Below are 24,440 nucleotides of genomic sequence, written 5' to 3'. Positions count from 1 at the left end.
GCGTGTGGCAGCCCTGTGGTCAGTGCTGGCCGAGGTTGCCGCCAACGGGCGGCAGGCCGCCGTCGGGACGCCGGTCATCCTCGCGGCGCTCGCCGGCGCTCAGGTTCTCGCCCTCGATGGTCTCGTCGGACTCGCCGGTGGTGTCCACCAGGCCGTTCGTCTGGTCGAAGGCGTGCCCGATCCTGTCATCACCCAGGTCGGCGACGGAACCGGTGGACCCGGCGGCCGCCGTCGTGCCAGTAGTAGTGGTGGCGTCCGTCGTGGTGGTGTCCGTCGTCAGCGGCGTGACGGTCGCCGGCTCACCCGGGGCTGCTGGAGTGACCGTTTCGTCCGCAGCTGCAGTCTCGCCCTTGTTGCCTCCGGCAGCCATGGCGGCTGCGGCGCCGGCGGCTGCGGCAACACCGAGTCCTGCGGCCACCTTGCCCGAAACGCCGGCCTTGCCGGAATCACCGCGGGAAGCGGCTGCGTCTTCCACGCCGGGCGTTCCGACCGTGGCGCCGGGGTTGACGGCACCGCGCCAGGCGCCGCTCGCGTAGCCTTCGTCCTCGATGAATTCCTTGAACCGCTGCAGGTCTGCCTCGGCCTGCCGGTCAACCACGTTGAGCTTGTCGCCCACCTTCTCGATCAGTCCCTCGGGCTCGTATTCGAGCGTCAGCCGGACGGACGTCTGCCCGCCGCCCACATCCTCGAAGTCCACAACGCCGGCGTTGGTGGCGCCTTCGGTGGCCGCCCAGGCCACCTTGCGGTCCGGGACCTGCTCCAGGATCTTCGCTTCCCACTGGCGGCGGACGCCGCCGATCTCGGCCACCCATTCCAGCCGGTCATCGGTCAGCTGCGTGACACTCTTGACCCCGCCCATGAAGTGCGGGAATTCCTCGAACTGGGTCCACTGGTTGTAGGCCGTGCTCACCGGTACGTTCACCAGAATGCGTTTTTCCACCTTCGTGCTCATAACGTCTCCTTCGCTTTGTCACCGGAACTGATGACCCGGGAAAAATCATCAGCATGCTTACCAACATACCTTTTGGGCGCGTCCGTTTCCAGAGCAAGGAAAGGGGAACGGACGACGGCGGCACCTGCGCGGGTGCCGCCGTCGGGCATGGCAAAGGCCGGCCGCGTCCGGGGCGGCCGGGTGCGGAGGCGCTACTTGGACGCCGGTGGGGCGGGTTCGTCGGCCCCTTCTGCCGGGTCCTGGGAATGCATGCGGATCTCCGTGACATCCGCGTCCGGATCGCCCTCGGCGGGTGCTTCGGTGTGGACTCGCTCGTCCAGCGGATTGTCCGTCATGGCTGGTGTGCTCCTTGGAAGGCGAAGAGGGGCGGCGGCGGGCCGGCAACGACACCGGGTTGCTACAGATCATTCAGCGCTCCCGGGAGCGGCCTGTCAAGGAGGTAGCCAGGTGGGCCCGAGGTCTGGCCGGGACGGTCCATCTGTGCTGGACTGTTGGGTGCAGTGGCACCCAACCAGCGCCGCCATTTCCGCAGGAAGCCGGGCGGCACCTTTTCGAAAGAACATGGACAGGCCGGCGCCGTCCGGCCCTCGGAAGGAACACTCATGGCACCGTTCAAGATCGGATATTTCGTGGGAAGCCTGGCAACGGCCTCCATCAACCGGACCCTTTCCAAGGCGTTGATCAAGCTCGCCCCGGAAGACCTTGAGTTCACCGAGATCCCCATCCGGGACCTCCCGCTGTACAGCTACGACTACGACGCCGACTTCCCGCCCGCGGCCCGCGCCCTCAAGGAGGCCATCGAGGCGTCGGACGGCATCCTTTTCGTTTCCCCCGAATACAACCGGTCCATCCCCGGCGCGCTCAAGAACGCCATCGACTGGGGTTCCCGGCCGTGGGGCAGCAACTCGTTCGCCCGCAAGCCCACAGGCATCATCGGCGCGTCCGTGGGCAGCATCGGCACTGCCGTGATGCAGTCCTCCTTCCGCAGCGTCCTCAGCTTCCTGGACGCGCCGCAGCTGAATGCCCCGGAGGCCTACATCCACTACGACGCGGCCGTGTTCGGAGCGGACGGCGAGGTCAAGAACGAGGGCACCGCCAAGTTCCTGCGCCACTACATGGATGAGTACGCCGCGTTCGTTGCCCGCGTCCTGGCCGCCAACGCGCCGGGCCACATCGGCGACCTGGAGACTGACGACGCCAAGCTGACCCGGTAACCGCAGGACCCGGTTCCGGGCGTACGGAGGCCCGCCGTCCCAGTACGGCGGGCCTCCGAGTCTGTGTAGGCAAGGTGTCAGTCCAGCGGCAGGGTTACCGTGACTTTGGTGCCGTGGCCGGGACTGGAACTGACGTCCACACTGCCACCGGCTTCCCGGACGGCCACCGCCATGAGGCGCAGCCCATAGCCGTGGTGCCGCCCGCGTGTGGCGCGGCGGCTGTCAAAGCCGGTGCCGTCGTCGGCCACTACCAGGCGGATGCCGTGGTCCACCGCGGCGAGCTGGACGGTGAGGTGGGACGCCTCGGAGTATTTGTAGGCGTTGCTGAGCGCCTCGCGGGCGGACTGGTAGAGGAGGGAGGCGCAGTCAGACGGGATCTCGATGCCCCAGTGCGGAGTATCCCAGCAGACTGCGGTCCCCCTGCGGCGGATGGGCCCGGTCAGCCGGTCGATGCAGCCGGCCAGCCCCAATGCGTGGAAATCGAGCGGCTGCCGGTCTGTCAGCACGCCTCCCACGGTGGTGACGTCGCCCTCAAAAGCTGTCGTGTTTCCCATGACTTCCTGCTCCCCACAAGCTGGTTGGTCCGATGCCTCCAGCGTGGACCCGCAACTTCAGGGGTCCGCAAGGATTGGGTCAAGATCCCATCAATTCTGCGTGCGGCAGGGGCCTCCACTAGTCTGGCTGCTCTACGGCCGCACGCTGCTGCTGCCTTGGGATGGAAAGGCTTCCGCTGCGGAGCCGGAGAGTGGGTGGCAATGCCCGTATGGCTGCAGGCACTGGTGTGGGGTACCGCGGCAGGTGCAGCGCTGGTGCTGGGCGCGGCACTGTCCTGGCGGTGGTCGCTGCCGTCCAAGCTGGTGTCCTCCATCATGTCCTTCGGGGCCGGCGTGCTGATCTCGGCCCTCGCCTTTGAACTGGTGGGCGAGGCGGTGGCGGGTGGCGGTCTCTGGCCCACCGTGGCGGGCTTCCTGGCGGGATCGGTGGTCTACGTCGGGGCGAACGCGATGCTCGCCCGGGCAGGGGCGAAACACCGCAAGCGTTCCGGCCACCAGCAGCCGTCCGAGGAGGAGAACCCGGGAAGCGGTACGGCCATCGCCTTCGGCGCGCTGCTGGACGGCGTGCCGGAATCGGTGGTGCTCGGCGTGGGCATGCTCGCCGGCGGCGCGGTCAGCCCGGCCATGATGGCGGCGGTCTTCATTTCCAACGTCCCCGAGGGGCTGTCCGGGACCGCCGGCATGAAGAAGGCGGGCAGGAGTGCCCGGTACGTCTTTGGGCTGTGGGGTGGAATCGCCCTGCTCTGCGGTGTCGCCTCGCTGGTGGGTTATGCCGCGCTGGAGAATGCGCCCGGCGGGGTGGTGGCCTTCATCACCGCCGTGGCTGCCGGCGGAATCCTGGCCATGCTGGCGGACACGATGATCCCGGAGGCGTTCGAGGAGCACCACAACCTGACCGGGCTCACGGCCTCCGTGGGCTTCCTGACAGCTTTCACCGTCCACCACCTCGGGGGTTAGGCGGCCTGGCAGTGGCGCCGGCGCGGGACTGGGGGACTCAAGGCCCTACCCCCGCCTGTGACGGACACCTAGAATCTCGCCCATGGGAACCCCTCAGCCGGGATCGGCAACCGAAGTCCTGACCGTCGAGGAATGCTGGAAGCTCCTGGGCTCCTCCTACATCGGGAGACTGGCGGTGATCAACGGCAGCACGCCGGAGATCTTCCCGGTGAACTTCGTTCCCGCGGAGAGGACGCTCTATCTGCGGACGGCTCCCGGAACAAAACTCCGGTCGCTGCTCACGGGAAATCCGGTGGCGCTGGAAACCGATGCGCTCAACGTCTACGGCACGGAGGTGTGGAGCGTCGTCGTCAAAGGCGTGCCCTCGCCGGTGGAGGACGGCTCCATGCCCCTGGAACTGGCCGATCCGGACCGTGAACCCTGGGAGCCGAGCCTCAAGGAGCACCTGATCCGGATTGATCCCACCGAGGTCACCGGGCGCAGGTTCGCCGTCCATTCGCGGACGCGCTGGTGGCCGCCCCTGGACTTCACCTCGGACTGGGAGTGACGGCCCCCGCGGTCAAGTAGTCTCGTTCAGGTGCCGGAGGTTGCGGTCCCCGGCGCGGGAGGAGCGCAAGATGTCGTGGGAAACCGTTGCCGGAATTGTGGCCGGCGTCCTGCTGGCCTACGCCGTGCTGCTGTTCCTCCTGTGGCTGTACGCGCGGCGCCATCCTGAAACCGTGACCATGAAGGATGCCCTGCGGCTGTTGCCGGACCTGTTGCGGCTCATCCGCAGGCTCGCGGGGGACCGTACCGTCGCCGTCGGCGTCCGCATCCGGCTGGTGCTGCTGCTGGCCTACCTCCTGTCTCCCATCGACCTGGTCCCGGACTTCATTCCGGTCATCGGCTACGCAGATGACGCCGTGATAGTCGCGCTGGTCCTGCGCTCGGTCATCAAACGGGCCGGCGAAGACGCCGTCCGGCGGCACTGGCCCGGCAGCCCGGCCGGGCTGGACATCATCCTGCAGGCGGCGCGGCCCGTCCGGCGGACGCAATAGATTTTGTTCCCCGCTTCCGGCTCCTTTCGGGGCGCGGGCTGTTAGCGTGGAGGCCCGGCCAACGAAGGAGGAGCGATGACAATCAACTCACCCGATTCCCTGCCCGACGACGAGACTCAGGAGGGCGGGGCAGGCACCGAAGGCAAGGGAACATCTGCCCAGAACGACAGCGGGATCCCCCGGGCCGGCGACGGCGTCGGAATCGCCGCGGATACCGACCCCAACACGTTCGAGCCCGAGGAAGACCCGGACTCCACGGAGGAGCCGGGCAGCTAAACCCTCGCGTGGGCGGCGCTGCTCAAAATTCCCTCAAGATTTACCAAACCGGCCCGTTTTGGAGATTTCCAAACCCTACTGGCCGGTAAATTCTTCTTGTTTCCACGTTAGTTCCCCAACTAGGAAGCACAGAAGCCCCCGCGCTGGAGCCCGACTCGCGCGGGGGTTTCGCCATTCTGCAGACGCGCGCGGGCCAGTGGGGCCGGGCTTATGTCACGACTGAGCAGTCGCACAGGAGCTAGTCCTTTTCGACTCTTCAATCGGCTGCTAACTTGTTCCGATGGACGCTGCCATCATCGGCCTCCTTGGCGCCTTGCTCGGGGTCATACTGACCTATGCATTCAATCGAAAGAACGCCTTTGAGACCCGCCTCCATGAGGCCCGAATAGAGACCTACAAGAACTTTGCAGCGGCTGCTATGGAGTACCGGCGAGCGGTGATGGACGAATGGTTTGAAGGTCACCGCGTAGACGTCAGGACGGATGATGACGATGTCCATCGCGCCAGAGGAACAGCCTGGTCCGCCTATTACGGCGTCCGCCTGTTGACCAGCAATGATCAGACAGCAGAACGAGCACGTACTGCGCTTGACAACATCACTGCCCTCAAGAAGCTCGAAAACCGCAGGAGTTTGAACGAGCAAGGAGAGCGCTGTCGGGAGGATGTCGAGGAGTTCGTGCGAGCCGCGGGGGAGGACGTTCGGTCGGGCGGGAGATGGTGGAGTGCTGCGCGATAAGCCTCAGGCTGAATCCGGCCTAGTAGACGGAGCCTTCAAGGAGCGCGGACAGCGTGCGGGCCGCGCGCCGGAGCTCCGGCACGCCGGCCTTAAGTGTGTCTTCGCTGGCTGCCTCCACCGGGCTCGTGAGCGAAATGGACTCCGTGGGCCGGCCGGTCCGGTTGGGCACGGCAACGGCCACTGACAGGACGCCGGTGGCGCGTTCGTCCGCGGAATAAGAAAAGTCCACACCCGCCTCTGGGAGCCTTGCCTGAAGGGCATCTGCCGTGAAGGACTTGTCTTCGTGCCCCGCGGCGACGGCCGCGGCCGCTACCTGCTCCAGTTCTTCCCTGGGCGCAGACGCCAGGAGTATCTTGCCTGCCGCGCCGAGGCTGAGTGGCAGGCGCTTGCCCAGGGGAAGGTCGTAGCGCAGGGGCGCCGCGCCGTCGACACGCGCCACGAGGATCCGCTCGTAACCAAGCCGGGTGTAGAGCGACGCCGTCAATCCCGTCGAGGTGGCCAGCTGCTGGAGGATGGGCCGCGAAGACACCACCAGGGGATCGTTTTCGAGATAGCTGCGGGCCGCCGGCAGGACTGCTGGGCCGATCCGGTAGGACTTGTCCGTCTGGCTGACCATGCCGAAGTCCTGGAGCACCCGGAGGATGCGCAGCGTGGTGGGCAGGCTCATGCCGCACGCCCGGGCCAGGTCGCTGAGCCGCTGCGGCCTCTCCGCCCGCTGCAGTTCGGCGTACACCTCCAGTGCCCGCGACAGGGAGCGCATGTTTGACGCTTTGGGCCCCTCATCCGTGGAAGGCGGCGGGGTGGATGCGGCGGTCGTCATTGTTTCATTCTATGTAATCCCCTTGCGCTTGACAGTGGGTGTGTCTGCTGTCACTATTTCTATACACGTAAGGCTCTTTCATTCTATGAAAGGCACGAACACAAGAAGGAAACCATGACAACGGAGTCACTGACGACGACACCCAAGAGCGCGGCACGCGTTGCTCCATCCGTTCTGGTGGGCATCGGCGCTTTCGCGGCCGTCGGCATCTACGTCCTGGTCAGTTCCCTGGGACTCGGCCTCTGGACGTCCCTCGGCCCCGGGCCGGGGCTCTTCCCCTTTGCGATGGGCGGGGTGCTCGTCGCCATGGCGCTGGTCTGGCTGATCCAGGAGCTGCGCCGGCCAAGTGAAACGGCGGAAGGGGTGGACCGCGGCCTGGTGGTCGCCGTGGTGGTCAGCCTGGCCATCCTGGCGTCCGTCATGGATCTTCTCGGGTTCCAGCTGAGCACGTTCCTGTTCCTCATGTACCACCTGAAACTGCGCGGACGCCGGACCTGGGTCACGTCGCTGATCATTGCCCTGGCCGGAAGCGTCGGCGCCTTTTACGCCTTCAACTACGGACTGAACGTCGCGCTGCCGGTCTCTGCCTTCCCCCTGCTGAACACGATCGGACTCTAGACGTGGACATTTTCAACGAACTGCTGGGCGGTTTCGCGGCCGCCATGACCTGGCAGAACCTGCTGTTCGCCTTCCTAGGCTGCCTCCTGGGCACCGTCATCGGCGTCCTGCCCGGCATCGGCCCGGTGGCCGGCGTCGCGCTGCTGATCCCCCTGACCCTGAACATGGACGCGACCGGCGCCATCATCATGCTTTGCGCCATTTTCTACGGCACGGCCTACGGGGGAACCATTACCAGCGTCCTGCTGAACACTCCCGGCGAGGCGGCCTCCGCCATCACCACCATTGACGGCTACGCCATGACGAAGATCGGCAAGGCGGGCGCCGCCCTGACCATCGCCGCCGTCGGGTCCTTCGTTGGCGGCACGATAGCGACCGTGGGGCTGGTGGCCGCGGCGAAACCGCTGGGCGAACTGGGCCTGCTGGTCGGGCCCCCCGAGTTCTTCGCCCTGATGGTAGTGGGCATATCCCTGCTCGTCGCCCTCGCCGGCAAGTCCATGGTCAAGGCCGTGATCTCCGGCGCCCTCGGCCTGCTGATCTCCATGGTCGGCATCGACCCTGTTGCCGGCGCACCCCGCTTCACCTTCGGCGTGGACAGGCTCCTGGACGGCGTCAGCTTCGTGGCCGTGATTGTCGGAGTCTTCGGACTCTCGGAACTGCTGTCCTACCGCAAAGGGGCTGCGGCACCGGCAGTCCACGCACCCAACTTCCGGTCGCTGCTGCCCACCGGCAAGGAATGGCGGCGCAGTGCCCCGGCCATGGCCCGCGGCACCGGCATCGGGTTCGGCCTGGGCCTTATTCCCGGCATGACCGGCTCCGTGTCCTCCCTGCTTGCCTACGGCGCCGAGAAGAAGTTCTCCCGGCACCGCAACGAGCTGGGCAAGGGCGCCATCGAAGGCGTGGCCGGCCCGGAGACCGCCAACAACTCCCACGCCAACGCAGCACTGATCCCGCTGTTCACCCTGGGCATCCCCGCATCCCCGACCATCGCGGTGCTGATGGGCGCCTTCCTGCAGCAGGGCCTCACCCCCGGGCCCACACTCTTCACGGAGAACTCCGAGATCGCGTGGGCCATCATCGCCAGCCTGTTCATCGGCAACCTGATCCTGCTCCTGCTGAACGTCCCGCTGGTGGGCCTGTGGACCTCCATCCTCCGGGTCCCCACGACGATCCTGACGGCGCTCATCCTGCTGTTCATGGTCATCGGCGCCTACACCATCAACTTCACCGTCTTCGACGTCTTTGTCATGATCGGTTTCGGCCTCCTCGGGCTCGCGCTGCGGCACCTGGACATCCCGCTGGCCCCGATGGTGCTCACCCTGGTGCTGGGCCCGCTGATGGAACGTTCCCTGCGTGAATCCCTTGAAATCTCCCAGGGCGACTTCGGAATTTTCGTCAACCGCCCCATCTCTGCGGTCCTCATCGGCCTGGGACTCCTCATCATCTTCAGCCCGCTCCTCAAGCTCCGTAAGCCCAAGGCGCTCAACGAAGACCCCGAAACCTAAAGACACCCGTTCCATCCCCAACCTCTGCACAACAGACCACCTTCAAAGGAGAAGCCCCATGAAGACCCGCATCCGCCTTGCCGCCGTCGCAGCAGCAGGCCTCCTCGCCCTCACCGGCTGCGGCGCGAACGCCGGAGCCACGAACACCGCCAGTGACTTCCCGCGGAAGGGCAAGTCCATTGAAATTGTGGTGGCCTTCGGCTCCGGCGGCGCCGTGGATACGGCTGCCCGGCTGATCCAGCCCGTCCTCGAGAAGGAACTGGGCACCAACGTGGAGGTCATCAACAAGCCCGGAGCCGGCGGACAGATCGGCTACACGCAGCTCACCAGCGCCAAGCCCGACGGCTACACGATCGGGGCCACCGGTTCCCCGTCCGTGGTTGTCTCGCCGCTGGATCCCAGCCGTGGCGCCAAGTACACCCGGGACAGCTTCCAGCCCCTCGGCCGGCAGGTTATCGACCCCACCGTGATCGCCGTCCAGCCGGACAGCCCGTACCAGACCCTCAAGGACCTCCTGGACGCAGCCAAGGCCAGTCCGAAGTCCATGACTGCCAGCACCACGGGGCTGCAGACCGGCGAACACTTTGCCATGGCCCAGATCCAGGAAACCACAGGCTCCGAATTCGCCCCGGTCCACTTCTCCGAGGGTGCTTCCCAGGCCACCACTGCATTCCTGGGCAAGCACGTGGACATCCTGGTGGCCAACGTCAGCGACGTCACCGACCTGACCAAGCAGGGCAAGGCCCGGGTCCTGGGCGTCATGTCCGAGGAGCGTGCGCCTTCACTGCAGGACGTGCCGACCTTCAAGGAATCCGGCTACGACCTGGTGGCAGGCACCGTCCGCGGCTACTCCGCCCCGGCCGGCCTGCCGGACGAGGTGGCCGAAAAGCTGGAAGCTGCACTCCAGAAGGCCATCGAGGATCCGGCCGTGGTGCAGAAGATGAACGACCTCGGCCTGCAGACCAGCTACCTCAACGGCGACGACTACCAGCAGTTCTGGGCCGCCCAGGAAGAGGACTTCAAGAAGGTCCTCCCGCTGGTCCAGAAGACCGACTAACCCCTTTCCGCGCCTCCCACGAAAGAACGCACCATGACAACGCCCGCCACTGACACCATCGACGCCGACTTCCCCCGCCCCGACAGGGACGTCATTGAACGGCTCGCCAAACTGCCGGCTGCCAACATCGGCGATGCCGTGGACCGCCTTGGCGTCGCCCACTCGGCAATCCAGGCCATCTGGCCGGGAGCGAAAATCGCCGGGCCGGCCTTCACCGTCTGGACCCGGCCCGGCGACAACCAGGGAATCCACCAGGCCCTGGGACTGGCACAGCCGGGGGATGTCATCGTCGTGGCCGGCGGGGCCGATGAGTCCCGCGCCCTCTTAGGTGAACTGATTGGGGAACGGGCCATCAACCTCGGCATCGCCGGATTCGCCCTGGACGGAGCAGCGCGCGACGCCGAGGCGCTGGGTGAGATCGGCATGCCCGTCTTCGCACGGGCTACTTCACCCGCGGGTCCCTACAAGAACGGCCCCTTCCGGCTGGGAACGGCCATCGCCTTCGGCGGCGTCCCCGTCCTGCCGGGCGACGTCATCATCGGCGACTCCGACGGCGTGGTGGTCATTCCCCGGGAACAGGCAGCCGCCGTCGCGGACGCCGCGGAAGCCGTGTTCGCAGACGAAACCAACCGCCGGCAAGCAATCGTTGCAGCCCGCTCCTAACCAGAAAGAGAAGAACCCATGACAGCGTGCACCGTCATCGGCCTCGGCGAGGCCGGCGCAACCTATGCTGCAGCCCTCACCGCTGCCGGCCACACAGTCACCGGCTATGACCCCGTTGCCCCCACCACCCCGGCGGGCGTCACCCGCGCCGCCACCGCCGCCGAAGCATGCCGGGACGCGGACATCGTCCTGGTGATGACAGGGGCGGCGGCAGCCCGGGCCGTAGCCCTGGAATGCCTGCCGGTCATGGCGGCCGGCAGCTGCTATGCGGACTTCACTTCCTCCTCACCGGGCGTCATGCAGGAGCTGGGCCAGCTGCCCGGCAAGGCGGACTTCGCGGACGTCGCCATCCTTGGACCGGTTTCCGCGCTGGGGGAGAAGACCCCCCTGATGGTCAGCGGACCCGGGGCCCAGGCCGTGGCCGACCTGCTGCGTCCGCTTGGCGTCGACGTCGAAATCACTGAAGGGGAACCGGGCGCGGCCATGGCCCACAAGCTGCTGCGCAGTGTCCTGATGAAGGGCCTGGCTTCAGTGGTGGTCGAAGCCGTCACCGCCGGGAAGGCGGCAGGGCTCGAGGAGTGGATCCGTGGGCAGATCGCCAAGCAGCTCGCCGGGGACGGCCAGGCAGTGATCGACAGGTTCCTCACCGGGACCGTCAAGCACGCGGTCCGCCGCTCCAAGGAGATGCAGGACACGGCCAGCTACCTCTCGGACCTCGGTGTGCCCGCTGAGATGACCAACGCCTCCGCCGCCGCACTGACTCGTATTGCGCAGGCTACGGTGCCGGTCTTGCGCTGACCCCGGGGCACGACAGAATCAATAGCAGGAAAGTAAACCGCGTGACATTCAGCAGCACAACGTCAGGGGCAGGATCGTGATCGGAATCTGGGCACTGGGGGCCTATCTGGCCGTCATTCTGCTCTGGACCACCGTGATCAAGCGCAGCGTTGGGGAAGCCATGATCCTCGGGTTCCTGGTGGTGCTCCCGTTCACTGGTTCCGCCGCCGCCCAGGTGGGGTGGGAGGCGCTGTACGCGGCCATCACGGACGAAATCGTCTACGCCACCATGGCGTTCGTTTTCATGGGATACCTGCTGGACAAGGCAGGGGTGCTGGACCGGCTGATCGACCTGTTGAACTCCCTCATCGGCGGGGTCAAAGGCGGACCGGCATGGGTCTCAACAGTGGCGTCGGCGGGCCTGGGTGGAGTGGTCCACAACCAGGCCGCCATCGCCGCGACCGTAGGATCCGTGACCATCCCCTGGATGGAAAAGTCCCGGCTGGACAAGCCCTCCGCCGCCACCCTGGTGGCGGGCAACGCGGGCATGGGCATCACGTTCCCGTTCAGCGCCTCAATGTTCGTCCTGGCCGGATCCGCTACCGTGGGGCCGCTGCTGGATATCAACGCCCTCGTCCTGCCGCTGCTGTTCGGCGGACTGTGGTGCTTCCTGCACCGGCTGATCGTCACCTGGCTCCTGGTCCGCAAGAGCGGCATGGCCCCGCTGGACGCCGCGCACCGGCTGCCCGTCCGGGCCGCGTTCGGCAGGGGCTGGGCGACGCTGCTGCTGTTCGTCGTCGTCGCCATCCCGCTGGTCATTACCTCCGGTGCCGTCGCGCAGGCGCTCACCGGCTGGACCGGCACGGACATCACCAAGGCGGTCGGCGTCATCGTCTGGATCCCGGTAGTCCTGATCATCACCGGTGCGCTCCTGGGCCGGAAGAACCTTCCCAGGAACCGGCGGGCCTGGCGGGACCTGTTGCAGGATTCCGCCCCGCGCTTTGGCATCGTGGGCGTCACGGTGGTGTTCGCTTTCGCCGGGGCCAACGCTTTGGCCGGCACCGGCCTGCCCCAGCAGATGACAGCCCTTCTGAACGGCATGAACCTGCCGCTGTGGCTGTTGGCCATATTGATCGGCTTGATCGTCATTGCCGTCGCCGCGCCGCTGTCCGCCACCGCCACCATGGCCGCCGTCGGAACCGTTGGCGTCGCGGCACTGGTGGCTGCCGGGGTGCCGGCCACCACTGCCGCCGTCGCCGTGCTGGTCTTCTCCTCGTGCGAGGCGTCGGTCCCGCCGGGCGGCGCACCGCTGTACGTGGCCTGCGGCATCGCCGACGTCAATCCGATCAAAACCTTTGCCCGGCTCCTCACCCACTACGCGCTGCCGCTGCTCGGCATCGGCGTCCTGATCATCCTCGGCGTCCTGCCGATCTAAGGGGGACACACCATGCACAAGATCCGGCGTGCCGTCCAGGCCGTCTTTGTCCTCACGCTGGCGCTCCTGCTCCTGGGTGGAGTGTTCTTCGTCGCCGGCCAGGCCGTGGCGCTTGCGTCGGGACAGGGGGAGTGGCTCGAGTTCTTCAATACAGCCATCAAGGACCCGATGTGCATCGCGGCATCGGTCTGCGCGGTTACCGGGTTCCTGCTCAGCTACAAACACGGCAAGGAACAGGCAGTGACGGCCGGGGAAGCGGCAGCATCGCGATGACGGACATGTCGGAAGGCCCGGCCTACCCCAGTTACGCCGAACTCCTGGAACGGGCCGGAGAGCTTGCGGGGACCTCGTGGGGGCTGTTTCCCCAACCCGGCCGCGGAACCCCGTCCTTCATCGGGCCGGATACGGTCCTGCGCGCCAGGGACTCCATCCGGACCGGAACCGTGTTCGGCCTGGACTACCCGGCAGATGCCTTCGATCCCGGCATGTCCCTGAAGCGCGGTGCTCCCAGGCACACTATCTACTCCTCACACCCTGCCCACCGGGACGACTACCTGGACAGGTACTACCTCCAGGGGTCAAGCCAGATCGACGGGCTCCGGCACCGCAGGGCGGACGACGTCGGCTTCTACAACGGCACGCCCGATCATGTGATCACCGAGGGCAGTCCCGAGCTGGGGGTCCAGGAGTGGGCGGAACATCCGATCGCCGGCCGGGGGATCCTGGTGGACCTGGCCGGCTACCGGGAGAGCGTCGGCGAGCCCATCAACCACGCGAATGGCGAACCCCTCGGCCTGGAGCTGATTCAGGAAGCCCTGGCAGCCCAGTCCCTCACCCCCGGGCCGGGGGACATCCTGATGCTGCACACCGGCTGGTGCGAATGGTTCCTGGACCTGGCTCCAGGGGAGAAACTGCGGATCCGGGACAGCCGGAAGGCAACGGGAGTCGCCCAGTCCCGGGAATTCCTCGCGTGGGCGTGGAACAGCCGGTTCGCCGTCGTCGCCGCTGACAACTTCGCCTTCGAATGCCTTCCCGCCCTCGCGCGCAGCCCGTTCCGGAACACCGCCCCGAACGACCACGGCATGATGCACCAGGATCTCCTGGCCAAACTGGGCATGCCTCTCGGCGAACTCTGGAAACTCGGCCCGCTGGCACGGCACATGAGGTCCAGCGGCATCTGGGATGCCTTCATCAGCATCAAGCCGCTGAACATCACCGGGGGTACGGGATCGCCGGCCAACGCCACGGCTGTGACCTGACGGCCGCCGGCTGGATCGACCCCACTTACATTCCGGCCCGCAGAGCGTTGTGGAACTGGCTGACCAGCTCCTGGCGGAAACCGTCCATATCGCCGTTCAAGGCCATGTCAGCCAATTTTTCATGCTCCACGGCGATGTCATGCAGGTCGCTGTAGGTGCGGTGGTCAACGGCCAGGTAGAGGCGCAGCTTGGTTTCCCACCCGTTCCACATACTCTGCAGTGCCCCGTTTCCGGAGAAGTCGTAAAACAGCCGGTGGAAGCGAAGGTGCGCGTCAATGCTCGCAGGGATATCGTTCGTTTCCGTGGCCCGGTGTAGTTCCTCAATAGTTTGCGTCAGCCGGTGCCGCTCGCTGCCACGCAACGTTTCGACCGAGAGTTCGGCGGCGTAGGGCTCCACTAGGACACGGATCGAGGCGATTTCGGCGACCTCGCGGTCACTCACTTCCACCACAAAGGAGCCACGGAAAGGAATCTTGACGACCAGTCCTTCCTCCTCCAGCCGGGTCAGCGCTTCCCGGAGCGGCGACCGGCTGATCCCCAGGTCCGCGGCGATGCGGGTCTCGCGCAGCTGTCCGCCCGGGGGGACTGTTCCGTCAAGGATGGCGGTGCGCAGGACGCGGTAGACACCCTCCGGCGTGGTGGTTCGCTGCTCCTGCCACGCGAATTTGACGTCCATGGCGCCGCCTTTCTTGTCGATTGTCGATTATATCGGCCAGCTTCCGGTGGACCGGAGAGCTGGCCGATATGGTGTTTCCTACACCGCGATAGCCGTGTACTTGATCTCCAGGAATTCTTCGATACCCACCTTGCCGCCTTCGCGTCCCAGACCGGACTGCTTGATTCCGCCAAAGGGGGCTGCAGGGTTGGAAACGAGTCCGGTATTGATGCCGACCATGCCCACTTCCAGCTCCTCGGAGAACCGCTGTGCGGTCTTCAAAGCCTGGGTGTAGACGTATCCGGCGAGGCCCCACTCGGTGTCGTTGGCCAGGCGGAGAACTTCGTCTTCGCTGTCAAAGACAGTCACCGCTGCGACAGGTCCGAAGATTTCCTCATGCATCAGCTTCGCGCCGATGGGCACATCGACCAGGACAGTAGGCGGATAGAAGTAGCCGGGCCCGTCTGGGAGCGTGCCGCCGGTCAGGATGCTGGCGCCCTTGGTTACGGCATCGCTAACCAGAGCGTGTACTTTGTCGAGGCTTTTTTGTTCAACCAGGGGGCCAACCTCAGTGCCGGGGTGCGAGCCGTTGCCCACCTGGAGTTCAGACATCCTCTTCGCGAACTTCTCACTGAATTCCCCTGCCACAGATCGGTGAACGAAGAAGCGGTTTGCCGCAGTGCACGCCTCTCCCATGTTTCGCATCTTGGCCGTCATGGCGCCGTCGACGGCCTTTTCGATGTCCGCGTCGGCCAGCACGATGAAGGGGGCGTAGCCGCCCAGTTCCATCGACGACCGCATCACGTTGTCGGCAGCCTGGCGCAGCAGGGCCTTGCCAACTTCGGTCGACCCGGTGAAGCTGACCTTCCGGGCGATGCCACTGGACATCCAGGTATCGACCACACTGGAAGCGCGTGAGGTGGTGACAACGTTCAGGACGCCGTCGGGAAGCCCCGCCTCCCGGAAGATGTCCACCAGGGCGAGGGACGTCAGCGGCGTGAGCGCGGCCGGTTTGAAAACCATGGTGCAGCCTGCCGCGACAGCCGGCGCGATCTTGCGGGTGCCCATGGCCAGCGGGAAGTTCCACGGTGTGACGAGTACGCACGGGCCGATCGGTTCCCTGGTCACGATGACGCGGGTGCTGCCATAGTCTGATACGGCGTCATCGCCGCCGACCCGGACGGCTTCCTCGGAGAACCAGCGAAGCATCCCAGCGCCATATGCCACCTCGCCTCGAGCCTCTGCGAGGGGCTTGCCCATTTCAGCGGTCATAATTGCGGCGAGCCGGTCCGTGTTGGCCACAACCAGCTCGTAGGCGCGGTAGAGGATGTCGGCCCGGATGCGGGGAGTTGATTCCGCCCACTCTGCTTGGGCTCGGCCGGCGGCCTCGATGGCCTGAGCAGCATCATCCGGGCCGCCGTCAGCCACGTGGGCGATGACTTCATTGGTGGCCGGATTCTCGACCGGGAAGGTGGCTCCACGGCTGGCCGCCCGCCAGGCGCCATTGATGAAGAGCTCGGTGTGGAGGGCAGTGGGGTCAAAGGAGGCGGTCATCTCACGCTTTCAGTTGCAGTATGGGTGGTCAGGTGGTTTTGAAGCGTTCCGGGCGCAGGAAGTCCAGCCCGCTGAAGTGCTGTTTGCCGAGTGCTTCATGGGCTGCAATGTGGCCGAAGCCGGTGGCATTCTTGAAGCCGCCGCCGGAGAAACCGGTGGCGATATAGATCCTGCTGCCCTCGTTGAGTGGGCCGAGGAGTGGGTGTCCGTCAGCGGTGAAGAGTTCGGGAAAGGCGTCAGCCCGGATGATGCTGGGGTTAAGGCCGGGAAGGAATCCGGTCACAGTTTCCGTGGTCTCTTGGATTTCCGCGGCCGTCAGATCCCTGGGCACGGCGTCCGGGTCAGGGGTGGGCCTGCCGCCGCCGTCCAGGGTCGCTTTCACCGTAACGCCGTCCACGGCCGGCGCCCCGTACATGGCGCGGTCCTGGTGGACGCGGCTGAAGACAGGGAACCGGGCGGGCGAAAAGCGGGCACTGTCCTTAGCAACGAACCAGGTCAGGATAAGCCGTTTGGTCTGTGTCTGGGCCTTGAGGTAATCAGGCATGAAGTGCCGGGACCAGCCGCCCGAAGTGATGATCACATTCTCGAACGTCCAGGATCTGCCGGCCGAGGTGATGAGTACACCCTCCGGCGTTTCCTCGATACCTTCAATGGGCGTATTGGTGTGGACCGTTGCGCCGTTGTCCTGTGCGGCGGAGACAGCCGCCGTCACCGCACGGTCGGTGCGCAACACGCCTGCGTTGGGATCAAAGATGGCGACGTCATCATGGTGGAGGTTGTGCTGGGGGTAGCGTTCGGCCATGTTCTGGCGGGTAAGGACGCTGTGTTCTGCCCCCGTAACCCGGGTGGTTTCCAGGACCGAGGTGATGTAAGGGCCATCGGCGGCGCCGATCGACAGGCCTCCGCAGCGGGTGAGGATGTCCTGGCCGGTTTCGGCCTCGAGCTCTGCCCACAATGCGCGTGAGCGCTTCATGATGGGGTAGAGGCCCGGGTCGCCGCGGAAAATCATGCGGAACAGGCGGGTGTCACCGCCCACGGCACTGCGTCCGTGGCCAGGGGAGGCGGTTTCGAAACCGACGACGGAACCGGAGATGCGTGAAGCCTGCCAGAGGGCCATGCTGCCGATGCTGCCGAGGCCAATGACCGCAAGCTTTCCATCCATGTTCAGTGCCTTCCTTTCTTTGCCGGATACGGCATGACGGCGGGAAAATTGGACGTTGTGCACTATTCGTGAAGTCCGGCCAGCCGGCTGCCGAACCTGGCCAGGAGGGAAGTGTTGCTCGAGTCCATACGTTCTTCCCACTGGTCGGCGAGTCCGAACAGCCGGTACATGCCGTGGACACCCAGCCAGCGGAGTGGCTCCGGTTCCCATTTCCGGGAGCGGTAGCCTACCCACGGGAGCGTGGTCCGTTGGGTGTCCTGTTCGAATGCCAGCTCGGCGAGGGTCCTGCCACCCACGTAGGCGGCTGTGACGCCGTGACCCGCGTAGCCGGTGGAAGATCCTATTCCAGTGGCCGGGTCCCAGTGCACGCCGCCGTTCCAGTCACGGGTGACCCCCAGGACCCCTGACCAGGCATGGTCGACTTCGAAGTGGATTCCGGGGAAGAACGTGGCGAGCTTTTCGGAAATCAGGTTGATCGTGGACTGGGCTGTTGCCCCGCGGCCACCGGTGCCGGACGCATAGCGGTAGGGACGGCCGCGTCCGCCGATGGCGATCCGGCCGTCGGCGGTGCGTTGGGAGTAGATGAAGGTGTGGGCCGAGTCGTTCAGGCACTGCAGTCCGTTCCAGCCGATCTGCCGCCACGCCTCCGCGGACAGGGGCTTGGTCACGATCATTGAGGAGTTGATGGGGATCAGGGTCCGGTGGCCAAGCAGCGGGCCCGAGTAGCCTTCGGTGCAGATGAACGCCTTGCCGGAAGTCACCCGGCCGTTGGCCAGGACGAGCACTCCGGCGTCCACCCTCTCCACGCGGCTGTGTTCGTAGATGTCCACACCCATCGCCGTGAGCCTGTCAGCGAGACCATAAACAAGCTTTGCCGGCTGGATTCGTGCGCATTGCTTGTAGAAGAGGCCGCCGTGGACGGTGGAAATGTTGATGTTGTCCTGGAACTCGTTCCGGTTGAGGAACTGGACCTCGTCTTCGGTCAGCCCGTATTTCAGGTCCGTGTCGCGTCTGCTGCGCAGCCGGCCGAGCCCCGCTTTGGTGTGGGCCGCCACGAGCGCGCCGCCCTTGTGCTGGTCGGCGTTGATGCCTTCAGCCTTGAGTATTTCCAGGACGGCATCGACGCCGGTGATGAACTCCTGCTGCAACGCCCGGCTGGCGTCCATCCCGCCGCCGGAAGCACGGGCAAAAGTGGCGCGGTTTCCGGGGATCATTGCCGACAGCCAGCCGCCGTTCCGCCCGGACGCGCCGTAGCCCACTTGTTCTGCCTCGAAAACCGCGACGGAGAGGGACGGCTCGAGCTTCTTGGCGAAATACGCAGCCCACAGGCCCGTGTATCCGCCGCCGATGATAGCCAGGTCTACTGAAAGCTGTCCCGAAAAACGCGGGTACGCTGGCTTCTCATCGGCGAGCCCGGCCAACCAAAAGCCAAGGTCGCCATTTTTTGGTGTTGCCGCCAGGGTTTGCATTGGTTGTCCCTCTCTAAAAGGCGGTGTATCCGCCGTCGACAGGGAGCGTTGCTCCCGTGATGTAGGAAGATTCCTTGGACGCAAGGAAAAGAACGGCGTCGGCGATTTCTTCGGGAGTCGCGAGGCGTTTGAGGGGGATCTGGCCCTCCCGCTCCCGGCGGTAGGCCTCCGGGTCGGGTCGCCGCTGGAACGATGCCTCGATCACGGGTGTCACGGTGAGGCCCGGTGCGACGACGTTGACCCGGATATTGCGTTCGGCCCATTCGATCGCGGCGCCCTTGGCAAGCATGATGACGCCTCCCTTGGCGGCGGAGTACAGAACTTCATCGGGTTTGCCGACCATGCCCAGCCGGGAACTGACCAGGACGAATGAACCCCCGGATGCAGGCATGAGCTGGGCGAAGTGTTTCATCACCAGGAAGGTGCTGAGGAGGTTGCTGTGGAGCACGTTCCTGGCATCCTCGTACGCCATCCCGGTGAGAGGACCGCTGACCTGCAGGCCGTGGTTGAGGACGACGACGTCGACCGTGCCGAAGGACTCGGCGGCCTGACTGGCGAGGCTTTCCACAAACGCCTCGTCGTTGAGGTCCCCGGCAACATACAGGTCATCGGGCTGGGCGCTGTCGAGGTGCTCCCTGCGGCCGGTGAGCAGCAGCCGTGCGCCTTCCCGCCGGAAGTGGGAGGCAATGGCCTCTCCGATTCCGCTGCTGGCACCGGTGACCAGGGCGGTGGTCTTATCAAGTCTCATGTCGGACACTCCATCGTGGATAAAAATGCTGGTGGTGGTGGGGAGCTGCTGTAGATGGGGTCAGTTGAGGTGCCCGCGGGCGTCTACTGCCCAGCGTTCCAGGGACGCACCCGAACTGTCGGTGACGACGTACTCCTCAAAATTGACCACCACCGGGCATACATGGTTGGGGATGACGGGCAGCACGGCGCCAACCGCAGGGCGGAACCCGCCCCCCGGAAGGGGGAGGAACCCGTGGTATTCATTGAGTTTGGACAGGGCGGCAGCGGTGCCGGCAATCCGGCCGTAGCCGATCTCGGGGCTGCCTTCCCGGCCCAAGGCTTTGGTGCCAATATCGAGGATGACCTGGCCGGGAACCCAGTCGCTGACCACCGTCCCGGCGACGAACAACGCGATCTGGTCCTCCGTGCAGGCGCCCAGGCGCGCGTTGTTCAGGTCGTTGAACACGTACTCTCCGGGCCGGATTTCGGTGATCACGCTGCTGGTGGCGAATTCCACCGTGGGCGTGGAGCCGGCGCTGACCACTTCCGGCCTGATCCCGTGCGAGCCCAGGCTGCGCACCGCGGTGGTGAGCGCGGCTTCCTGGTCTTCCGCGGCACGCTTGCGGGCTTCCGGACCGGCGCTGCCGTGGCCCGGATAGGTGAAGACGCCTGCCGGAACCAGTCCGCGCTTGCGGGCAGCGAGGGCGAGGTCGCCCGCGGCCTCCGGAGGAGCCCCGGACCGGCGAGCGCCGCAGTCGACCTCTATCACCACCTGCAACTGCTCAGGTTCTGTGCCCATCGCGTCGGCGAGGGCGTTGATCGCGGCGACATTGTCGACGCCGATCCGCAGCCTGGTGCCTGCGGCCAGGCTGCGGATCCGCTTCCCCTTCGTTCCCGAAGGCCAGAGCGGGTAGGCGATGAAGATGTCGTCGAAGCCGGCAGCGGCGAAGACCTCGGCCTCACCTACGTTGCCTGCGGTGATTCCCACTGCCCCTGCTTTCACCTGGCGCCGGCCGATTTCCACGCATTTGTGGGTCTTGACGTGCGGTCTGACTGCAAGGTTCTGCTGGGTTGCGAACCGCTGCATGCGGTCGATGTTGTCCTGCATCACGTCGGCCAGCACGATCGGGGCCGGGGTATCAATGCGGCCGGCCAGGGCGTCGACTGCTCGTTGAATGCGGTTCACGTGTGCTCCTTACAAGGCGGTACAGACCATCTGGATTTCCACGGGGGTGTTCAGCGGCAACCCGGCCACGCCAATCGCGGTCCGGGCGTGCCGTCCGTTTTCCCCCAGCACCTCGATCAGCAATTCACTGGCGGCGTTGGCCACCTTTGATTGCAGACCGAAGTCCGGTGTGCTGGCCACGAAGACCAGCATTTGCACGATCCGGACCCGGTCCAGATCTCCCATCGCCTGCACGGCAGCGGCGAGGCAGTTCAGCGCGCAATGACGCGCAAGCTCCTGCGCCGTCTCCAGCCCGACCTCCCGGCCGACAACGCCCTGCCCCAGCAGGACCCCGTCCCTGTAGGGCAGTTGGCCGGAGATATGGATGCTGGAGTCCACCGCCCGGTGATCCATGTAGTAGGCGTTACCAGCGAGGACCGGAAGCTCCAGGCCGAGGGCTTCGAGCCGGTCCATAGCCGAGGTGCCCTCGACGGTTTGAGGTAGTGGCAGGCTCATCCGTACCCACGGTCCCTTTACGAGGCGGCCGGGCGCGGCAGGCCAAAGAGGACGGGGAGGTCGGCGATGTCGGTGATCCGCTCGTAGCCGAGCCAGTGCTCGTCGTGCTCGAAGCCGCGGTCCATGTACACCTTGTTCTTGATGCCCATGATGGCTGCAGGCCGGTGGTCGTACATCGGGCTCGCGGAGACGTGCACGATCTCGTCCGGCGTCACGCCAAGCTTGTCGAACATGTACTCAAATGCACCGAGCCGCGGCTTGTACATACCCATCTGTTCGGCGCTGATGATGGTGTCGAAGGGGGCCTTCAGGTTCGCGGCGAGCCGAGCCGCATCCGCGGTGTCGCTGTTCGTGATGATGACCAACGGGACTTCTGCAGCCAGGCGGTTGAGTGCCTCGGTGACACCCGGGTAAGGGCCCCACGTGGGGACAGTCTCGTAGACAGCCCGGGCATCGGCTTCACGGTACTCGATGCCCACCCTGCGCGAGGCGCGTTCCATGGAGTTCGCAACGATCTGGCGGAACGGCTTGTAGTCGCCCATGCACTCGTCAATCCGGTAGGCCTTGCAGGCCTGCAGGTAATCCTCGGCGACTTCGGCTGGCAGACGGTCTCCCAAGACGTCACGCAGCGCGTCGTTGATAGCGAATTTGATCAGCGTTCCGTTCATGTCGAAGGTCACGAACTTTGGTTTGGTTGTGAATACCACGGGGTCCTCCTGTGACTGGTTACGGCAACGTCGATTGTCGACGACCTCTGTCGATTGTCGACGATACTCGCTTTGATTGTGGATTGTCAACGATTCTTGCTTGGATTCGGCATTAATTCCGATTGAGCTCTATCGTAGATTGTTGACAATTGGTAGTCTTTTCCCTGTCAGGAAGCTTGTCCCGCCCCCTAGGCGTGGACTTCCCCAAGGAGCATGGAATGAAGAAACGCCGCTTTGATACTCCTGCTTTCGAGCTGGATGAAACGTCCCGCACGGGCCACCACTGCCCTAAGACCGGTTGGTGGGCCGCCGCGGGAGATCCGTCAGCGGCACGCTTCATCACGAAGGGGGAAGTGATGCCTGCCTCATGCGGCGAGCCTGTGCTGTGGATGCTGGGGAAGACTGCCGGCAGCCGCAGCCTGCCCTCTGTTGCTGTCCTTGCTCCGAGCCACTAGGCACAGCTTCGTCACTTTTCCTTGCGCAGCCCGGCCTCGGCCAGGAGTTCGGTCAGCCATGGCCGGTGGCCACGATGGAACGCCATCCCCTCCGGGAGTCCATGCACCGTGGGCACGCAATTGGCGATGTCGATGGTGACGCGCCCTCCTGCCATGGGTGCGTTGCTGATGTGCAAATCGCCGTAGGATTCCGGCAGTTCGGGGTCCATCCAGAACCCTCCGCGGGACACGTGGGCGTCGTACCTCATCAGGCTCGTGACCAGCTGGATGGGCGACGTTGCGGCCCAGGCCTGGGGCGAGCAGGCGGTTGGATAGGGCACGGGCTCGCTGTACTGTTCCCGGTTGAACCCGCAGAACAACTCGGGCAGGCGCCCTCCGGAGTGTTCGGCTGCTTCGAAGAGGGCGGTGGAGATGCGCTGTGCCTCTGCAACGAATCCGTAGCGCATCAGGCCTGCCGCGATCACGGCATTGTCGTGCGGCCACACAGAGCCGTTGTGGTAGCTGGCAGGGTTGTAGGCGCCCATGTCCGTGGCGAGGGTACGGACGCCCCAGCCGCTGAACATTTCAGGGGACATCAGCCGTTCGGCAACCAAGGGAGCCTTGTCCTCATCCACGATGCCCACCCAGAGGCAATGCCCCATGTTGGAAGCGCACGCGTCCACCTGCTGTTTCCTCCCGTCCAGCGCGATGGCGTAGTACCCCTTGTCCGGCATCCAGAACTTCTCGTTGAACCGCGCCTTCAGCTCGGCCGCACGGTCCGCGAGTTCGGCCGCCAGCCCTGTGTCCCCGGTGTCGTGGGCGATCCAGGCGCGGGCCATGTAGGCGTCATAGACGTAGGCCTGGACCTCGCAGAGCGCGATGGGCGGCTCCGCGAGGGTGCCGTCGGCAAAGTTGACGCCGTCCCAGGAATCCTTCCAGCCCTGGTTGACGAGACCTTGGTCATTGAGGCGCTGGTACTCCACAAAGCCGTCGCCGTCCCTGTCGCCGTAGTCCCGGATCCATTCCAGGGCGCGGTCGGCGTGCGGGAGCAGTGCGGCAATGGTGTCCCTGGCGAACCCCCAGCGGCTGACCGAGCCCAGGATCACCACGAACAGGGGAGTGGCGTCCACGCTGCCGTAGTAAACGGATTTGCCTCCCAGGGCCAGAGAACTGGAGACGTCGAGCCGCACCTCGTGCAGGATCTTCCCTGGTTCCTCCTCGCTGACGGGATCCACCACCCTGCCTTGCCGGTCGGCCAGTGTCTGCAGCGTGCCCAGGGCAAGGGAAGGGTCCACGGGCATGGCCATCTCCGAGGCCCACAGGGAGTCCCGCCCGAACAGCGTCATGAACCACGGCGCGCCGGCCGCCACCACAATCCTGTCGGGGTGGGCGGGATCCTCAATGCGGAGGGCGCCAAGATCGTCATAACTGCGGCGGAGGGTCCGTTCGATGGACCTGTTGCCCATGTGCAGCTTGGGTATTTTTGCCACCCATTCCTGCCGGCGGCGGTCGCTGCGCGACAGTTCGCCTTCAGCCGGCCGGACAACCGGTGCCGCGGGGGCTTCGGAGCCGGGCACCACGGTTAGGACGGTGTTCCATTCGCCGCGCGGCGGGATAGTGGCCACGCATGTCAGTTCCTCGCCGGCCGCTGACCAGGGGGTAGCGGACGTTACGACGACGGACTTCCGGACTTCCTGCCAGCGGCCGCTGATGCTCAGGGTCTTTCCGTCGAACTCGCGGGTCTCGTCCCATACCCGGGGGGTTCGGGCTTCCTTGACTTCAAAGACATCCGCGAAATCCGAGCTGATGGTAATCGTGACCGTGCATTCCGCGGGCTTTGTGGAGTGGTTGTGCACGGTGACGTGTTCCACGATGCCGATCCCCAGTTCCCGCCTCCGTTCCACGATGAGTGGGCTGTCCGCGTAACCGTCCGACCGGGTAACCCTGCCGGCGAAAATCGCCCTGTATGGCTCTTTCGTCTGGGCTGCCAGCGGTTCCAGGGGCTGCCCGTTGACGGCCAGGTTCCACCTGGACAGGATGCGGGTGTCCTGGAAAAAGAATCCATGCGGGTGTTCCGGGTGGATGTCCCCGTTCGGCAGTGAAATGCAGAAGGACGTGCCTTCCACCAGTGTGACCGTGCCGGCCCCAAGCGGGCCTGCCGCCGTGTCCGCGTTCCATCCAGCCATTGC

28 protein-coding genes are annotated in these 24,440 nt (G+C 65.5%); 15 read left to right on the top strand and 13 right to left on the bottom strand.

The genetic code is table 11. The features are described 5' to 3' along the window. Window positions 1-19: 19 nt before the first annotated feature. Both ACJJV6_RS05645 and ACJJV6_RS05640 read right to left on the bottom strand, forming a co-directional pair. Complete coding sequence (locus ACJJV6_RS05645) at window positions 20-952, bottom strand: SRPBCC family protein (RefSeq protein ID WP_407710107.1); 933 nt, start codon at window positions 950-952, stop codon at window positions 20-22. A 191-nt stretch (window positions 953-1,143) separates the two neighbouring features. Then, window positions 1,144-1,287, bottom strand: a complete 144-nt coding sequence (locus ACJJV6_RS05640; RefSeq protein WP_165976893.1) for a hypothetical protein — start codon at window positions 1,285-1,287, stop codon at window positions 1,144-1,146. Between the two features lie 267 nt (window positions 1,288-1,554). Here ACJJV6_RS05640 and ACJJV6_RS05635 point away from each other — a divergent pair, with 267 nt between their 5' ends. Continuing rightward, window positions 1,555-2,166 carry an NADPH-dependent FMN reductase gene (locus tag ACJJV6_RS05635; protein ID WP_133347848.1) on the top strand — a complete coding sequence of 204 codons (612 nt, stop codon included), beginning with the start codon at window positions 1,555-1,557 and terminating at the stop codon, window positions 2,164-2,166. Window positions 2,167-2,243: 77 nt separating this feature from the next. Here ACJJV6_RS05635 and ACJJV6_RS05630 read toward each other — a convergent pair whose 3' ends face one another. Further along, a complete protein-coding gene (locus tag ACJJV6_RS05630) occupies window positions 2,244-2,720 on the bottom strand; it encodes a sensor histidine kinase (RefSeq protein WP_009356713.1) in 477 nt (158 codons plus the stop codon). 201 nt (window positions 2,721-2,921) lie between these two features. On the opposite strand from ACJJV6_RS05630, the gene ACJJV6_RS05625 reads away from it, so the two are divergent. The 5 genes from ACJJV6_RS05625 to ACJJV6_RS05605 all read left to right on the top strand — a co-directional run bounded on the left by ACJJV6_RS05625 (window position 2,922) and on the right by ACJJV6_RS05605 (window position 5,726). Then, window positions 2,922-3,677, top strand: a complete 756-nt coding sequence (locus ACJJV6_RS05625; protein WP_407710468.1) for a ZIP family metal transporter — start codon at window positions 2,922-2,924, stop codon at window positions 3,675-3,677. An 82-nt stretch (window positions 3,678-3,759) separates the two neighbouring features. Continuing rightward, window positions 3,760-4,224, top strand: a complete 465-nt coding sequence (locus ACJJV6_RS05620) for a pyridoxamine 5'-phosphate oxidase family protein (protein ID WP_407710106.1) — start codon at window positions 3,760-3,762, stop codon at window positions 4,222-4,224. Window positions 4,225-4,294: 70 nt separating this feature from the next. Next, a complete protein-coding gene (locus ACJJV6_RS05615) occupies window positions 4,295-4,714 on the top strand; it encodes a YkvA family protein (RefSeq protein WP_407710105.1) in 420 nt (139 codons plus the stop codon). A gap of 75 nt (window positions 4,715-4,789) precedes the next feature. Continuing rightward, window positions 4,790-4,990, top strand: a complete 201-nt coding sequence (locus ACJJV6_RS05610) for a hypothetical protein (RefSeq protein WP_407710104.1) — start codon at window positions 4,790-4,792, stop codon at window positions 4,988-4,990. A gap of 280 nt (window positions 4,991-5,270) precedes the next feature. After that, a complete protein-coding gene (locus tag ACJJV6_RS05605) occupies window positions 5,271-5,726 on the top strand; it encodes a hypothetical protein (RefSeq protein WP_407710103.1) in 456 nt (151 codons plus the stop codon). Window positions 5,727-5,745: 19 nt separating this feature from the next. Here the strand turns inward: ACJJV6_RS05605 and ACJJV6_RS05600 are convergent, their stop codons facing one another. Further along, entirely contained in the window at window positions 5,746-6,546 is an 801-nt protein-coding gene (locus ACJJV6_RS05600; protein ID WP_009356718.1) for an IclR family transcriptional regulator, read from the bottom strand. 114 nt (window positions 6,547-6,660) lie between these two features. Here ACJJV6_RS05600 and ACJJV6_RS05595 point away from each other — a divergent pair, with 114 nt between their 5' ends. From ACJJV6_RS05595 to ACJJV6_RS05560, 8 genes are all read left to right on the top strand, one after another. Next, window positions 6,661-7,164 carry a tripartite tricarboxylate transporter TctB family protein gene (locus ACJJV6_RS05595; protein ID WP_407710102.1) on the top strand — a complete coding sequence of 168 codons (504 nt, stop codon included), beginning with the start codon at window positions 6,661-6,663 and terminating at the stop codon, window positions 7,162-7,164. A gap of 2 nt (window positions 7,165-7,166) precedes the next feature. Further along, the gene (locus ACJJV6_RS05590) at window positions 7,167-8,669 is read left to right on the top strand and encodes a tripartite tricarboxylate transporter permease (protein ID WP_354175656.1); all 1,503 of its coding nucleotides are present in this window, start codon (window positions 7,167-7,169) and stop codon (window positions 8,667-8,669) included. Window positions 8,670-8,727: 58 nt separating this feature from the next. Then, window positions 8,728-9,726 (top strand): tripartite tricarboxylate transporter substrate binding protein, encoded by a 999-nt coding sequence (locus ACJJV6_RS05585; RefSeq protein WP_009356722.1) that lies wholly within the window; start codon window positions 8,728-8,730, stop codon window positions 9,724-9,726. 33 nt (window positions 9,727-9,759) lie between these two features. After that, complete coding sequence (locus tag ACJJV6_RS05580; RefSeq protein WP_354175654.1) at window positions 9,760-10,389, top strand: methyltransferase; 630 nt, start codon at window positions 9,760-9,762, stop codon at window positions 10,387-10,389. 18 nt (window positions 10,390-10,407) lie between these two features. Beyond that, window positions 10,408-11,187 (top strand): NAD(P)-dependent oxidoreductase, encoded by a 780-nt coding sequence (locus ACJJV6_RS05575; RefSeq protein WP_009356724.1) that lies wholly within the window; start codon window positions 10,408-10,410, stop codon window positions 11,185-11,187. 76 nt (window positions 11,188-11,263) lie between these two features. Further along, window positions 11,264-12,601 carry a TRAP transporter large permease subunit gene (locus ACJJV6_RS05570; protein WP_354175652.1) on the top strand — a complete coding sequence of 446 codons (1,338 nt, stop codon included), beginning with the start codon at window positions 11,264-11,266 and terminating at the stop codon, window positions 12,599-12,601. A gap of 12 nt (window positions 12,602-12,613) precedes the next feature. Then, a complete protein-coding gene (locus ACJJV6_RS05565) occupies window positions 12,614-12,874 on the top strand; it encodes a hypothetical protein (protein WP_009356727.1) in 261 nt (86 codons plus the stop codon). Then, on the top strand, window positions 12,871-13,860 hold the full coding sequence (locus tag ACJJV6_RS05560; RefSeq protein WP_009356728.1) for a cyclase family protein: 990 nt from the start codon (window positions 12,871-12,873) through the stop codon (window positions 13,858-13,860). The genes ACJJV6_RS05565 and ACJJV6_RS05560 overlap by 4 nt, the downstream gene beginning before the upstream one ends. A gap of 25 nt (window positions 13,861-13,885) precedes the next feature. On the opposite strand, the gene ACJJV6_RS05555 is transcribed toward ACJJV6_RS05560, so the two are convergent. From ACJJV6_RS05555 to ACJJV6_RS05520, 8 genes are all read right to left on the bottom strand, one after another. Next, window positions 13,886-14,536 (bottom strand): GntR family transcriptional regulator, encoded by a 651-nt coding sequence (locus ACJJV6_RS05555; RefSeq protein ID WP_009356729.1) that lies wholly within the window; start codon window positions 14,534-14,536, stop codon window positions 13,886-13,888. Window positions 14,537-14,614: 78 nt separating this feature from the next. Next, window positions 14,615-16,069 (bottom strand): NAD-dependent succinate-semialdehyde dehydrogenase, encoded by a 1,455-nt coding sequence (locus ACJJV6_RS05550; RefSeq protein WP_354175649.1) that lies wholly within the window; start codon window positions 16,067-16,069, stop codon window positions 14,615-14,617. Window positions 16,070-16,097: 28 nt separating this feature from the next. Then, window positions 16,098-17,231: an FAD-dependent oxidoreductase gene (locus ACJJV6_RS05545; protein WP_009356731.1), complete on the bottom strand. Its 1,134-nt coding sequence runs from the start codon at window positions 17,229-17,231 to the stop codon at window positions 16,098-16,100. Between the two features lie 62 nt (window positions 17,232-17,293). Beyond that, window positions 17,294-18,700 carry an NAD(P)/FAD-dependent oxidoreductase gene (locus tag ACJJV6_RS05540; protein WP_407710101.1) on the bottom strand — a complete coding sequence of 469 codons (1,407 nt, stop codon included), beginning with the start codon at window positions 18,698-18,700 and terminating at the stop codon, window positions 17,294-17,296. A gap of 13 nt (window positions 18,701-18,713) precedes the next feature. Continuing rightward, entirely contained in the window at window positions 18,714-19,448 is a 735-nt protein-coding gene (locus tag ACJJV6_RS05535) for an SDR family NAD(P)-dependent oxidoreductase (protein WP_407710100.1), read from the bottom strand. Window positions 19,449-19,508: 60 nt separating this feature from the next. Beyond that, a complete protein-coding gene (locus ACJJV6_RS05530) occupies window positions 19,509-20,615 on the bottom strand; it encodes an alanine racemase (RefSeq protein ID WP_009356734.1) in 1,107 nt (368 codons plus the stop codon). Between the two features lie 9 nt (window positions 20,616-20,624). After that, entirely contained in the window at window positions 20,625-21,110 is a 486-nt protein-coding gene (locus ACJJV6_RS05525) for a RidA family protein (protein WP_052014011.1), read from the bottom strand. Window positions 21,111-21,127: 17 nt separating this feature from the next. Continuing rightward, a complete protein-coding gene (locus tag ACJJV6_RS05520) occupies window positions 21,128-21,817 on the bottom strand; it encodes a haloacid dehalogenase type II (RefSeq protein ID WP_009356736.1) in 690 nt (229 codons plus the stop codon). Between the two features lie 218 nt (window positions 21,818-22,035). Between ACJJV6_RS05520 and ACJJV6_RS05515 the strand changes: the two genes are divergently transcribed. Continuing rightward, entirely contained in the window at window positions 22,036-22,272 is a 237-nt protein-coding gene (locus ACJJV6_RS05515) for a hypothetical protein (protein WP_009356737.1), read from the top strand. Between the two features lie 11 nt (window positions 22,273-22,283). Here the strand turns inward: ACJJV6_RS05515 and ACJJV6_RS05510 are convergent, their stop codons facing one another. Continuing rightward, window positions 22,284-24,437: a glycogen debranching N-terminal domain-containing protein gene (locus tag ACJJV6_RS05510; RefSeq protein WP_009356738.1), complete on the bottom strand. Its 2,154-nt coding sequence runs from the start codon at window positions 24,435-24,437 to the stop codon at window positions 22,284-22,286. Window positions 24,438-24,440 lie beyond the last annotated feature (3 nt).

Origin of the sequence: Arthrobacter nitrophenolicus (genome assembly GCF_045833485.1) — a bacterium.
Lineage (GTDB): Bacteria > Actinomycetota > Actinomycetes > Actinomycetales > Micrococcaceae > Arthrobacter > Arthrobacter nitrophenolicus.
The sequence above is the reverse complement of the archived record's forward strand: the minus strand, read 5'-3'. Positions and strand labels throughout refer to the sequence as shown.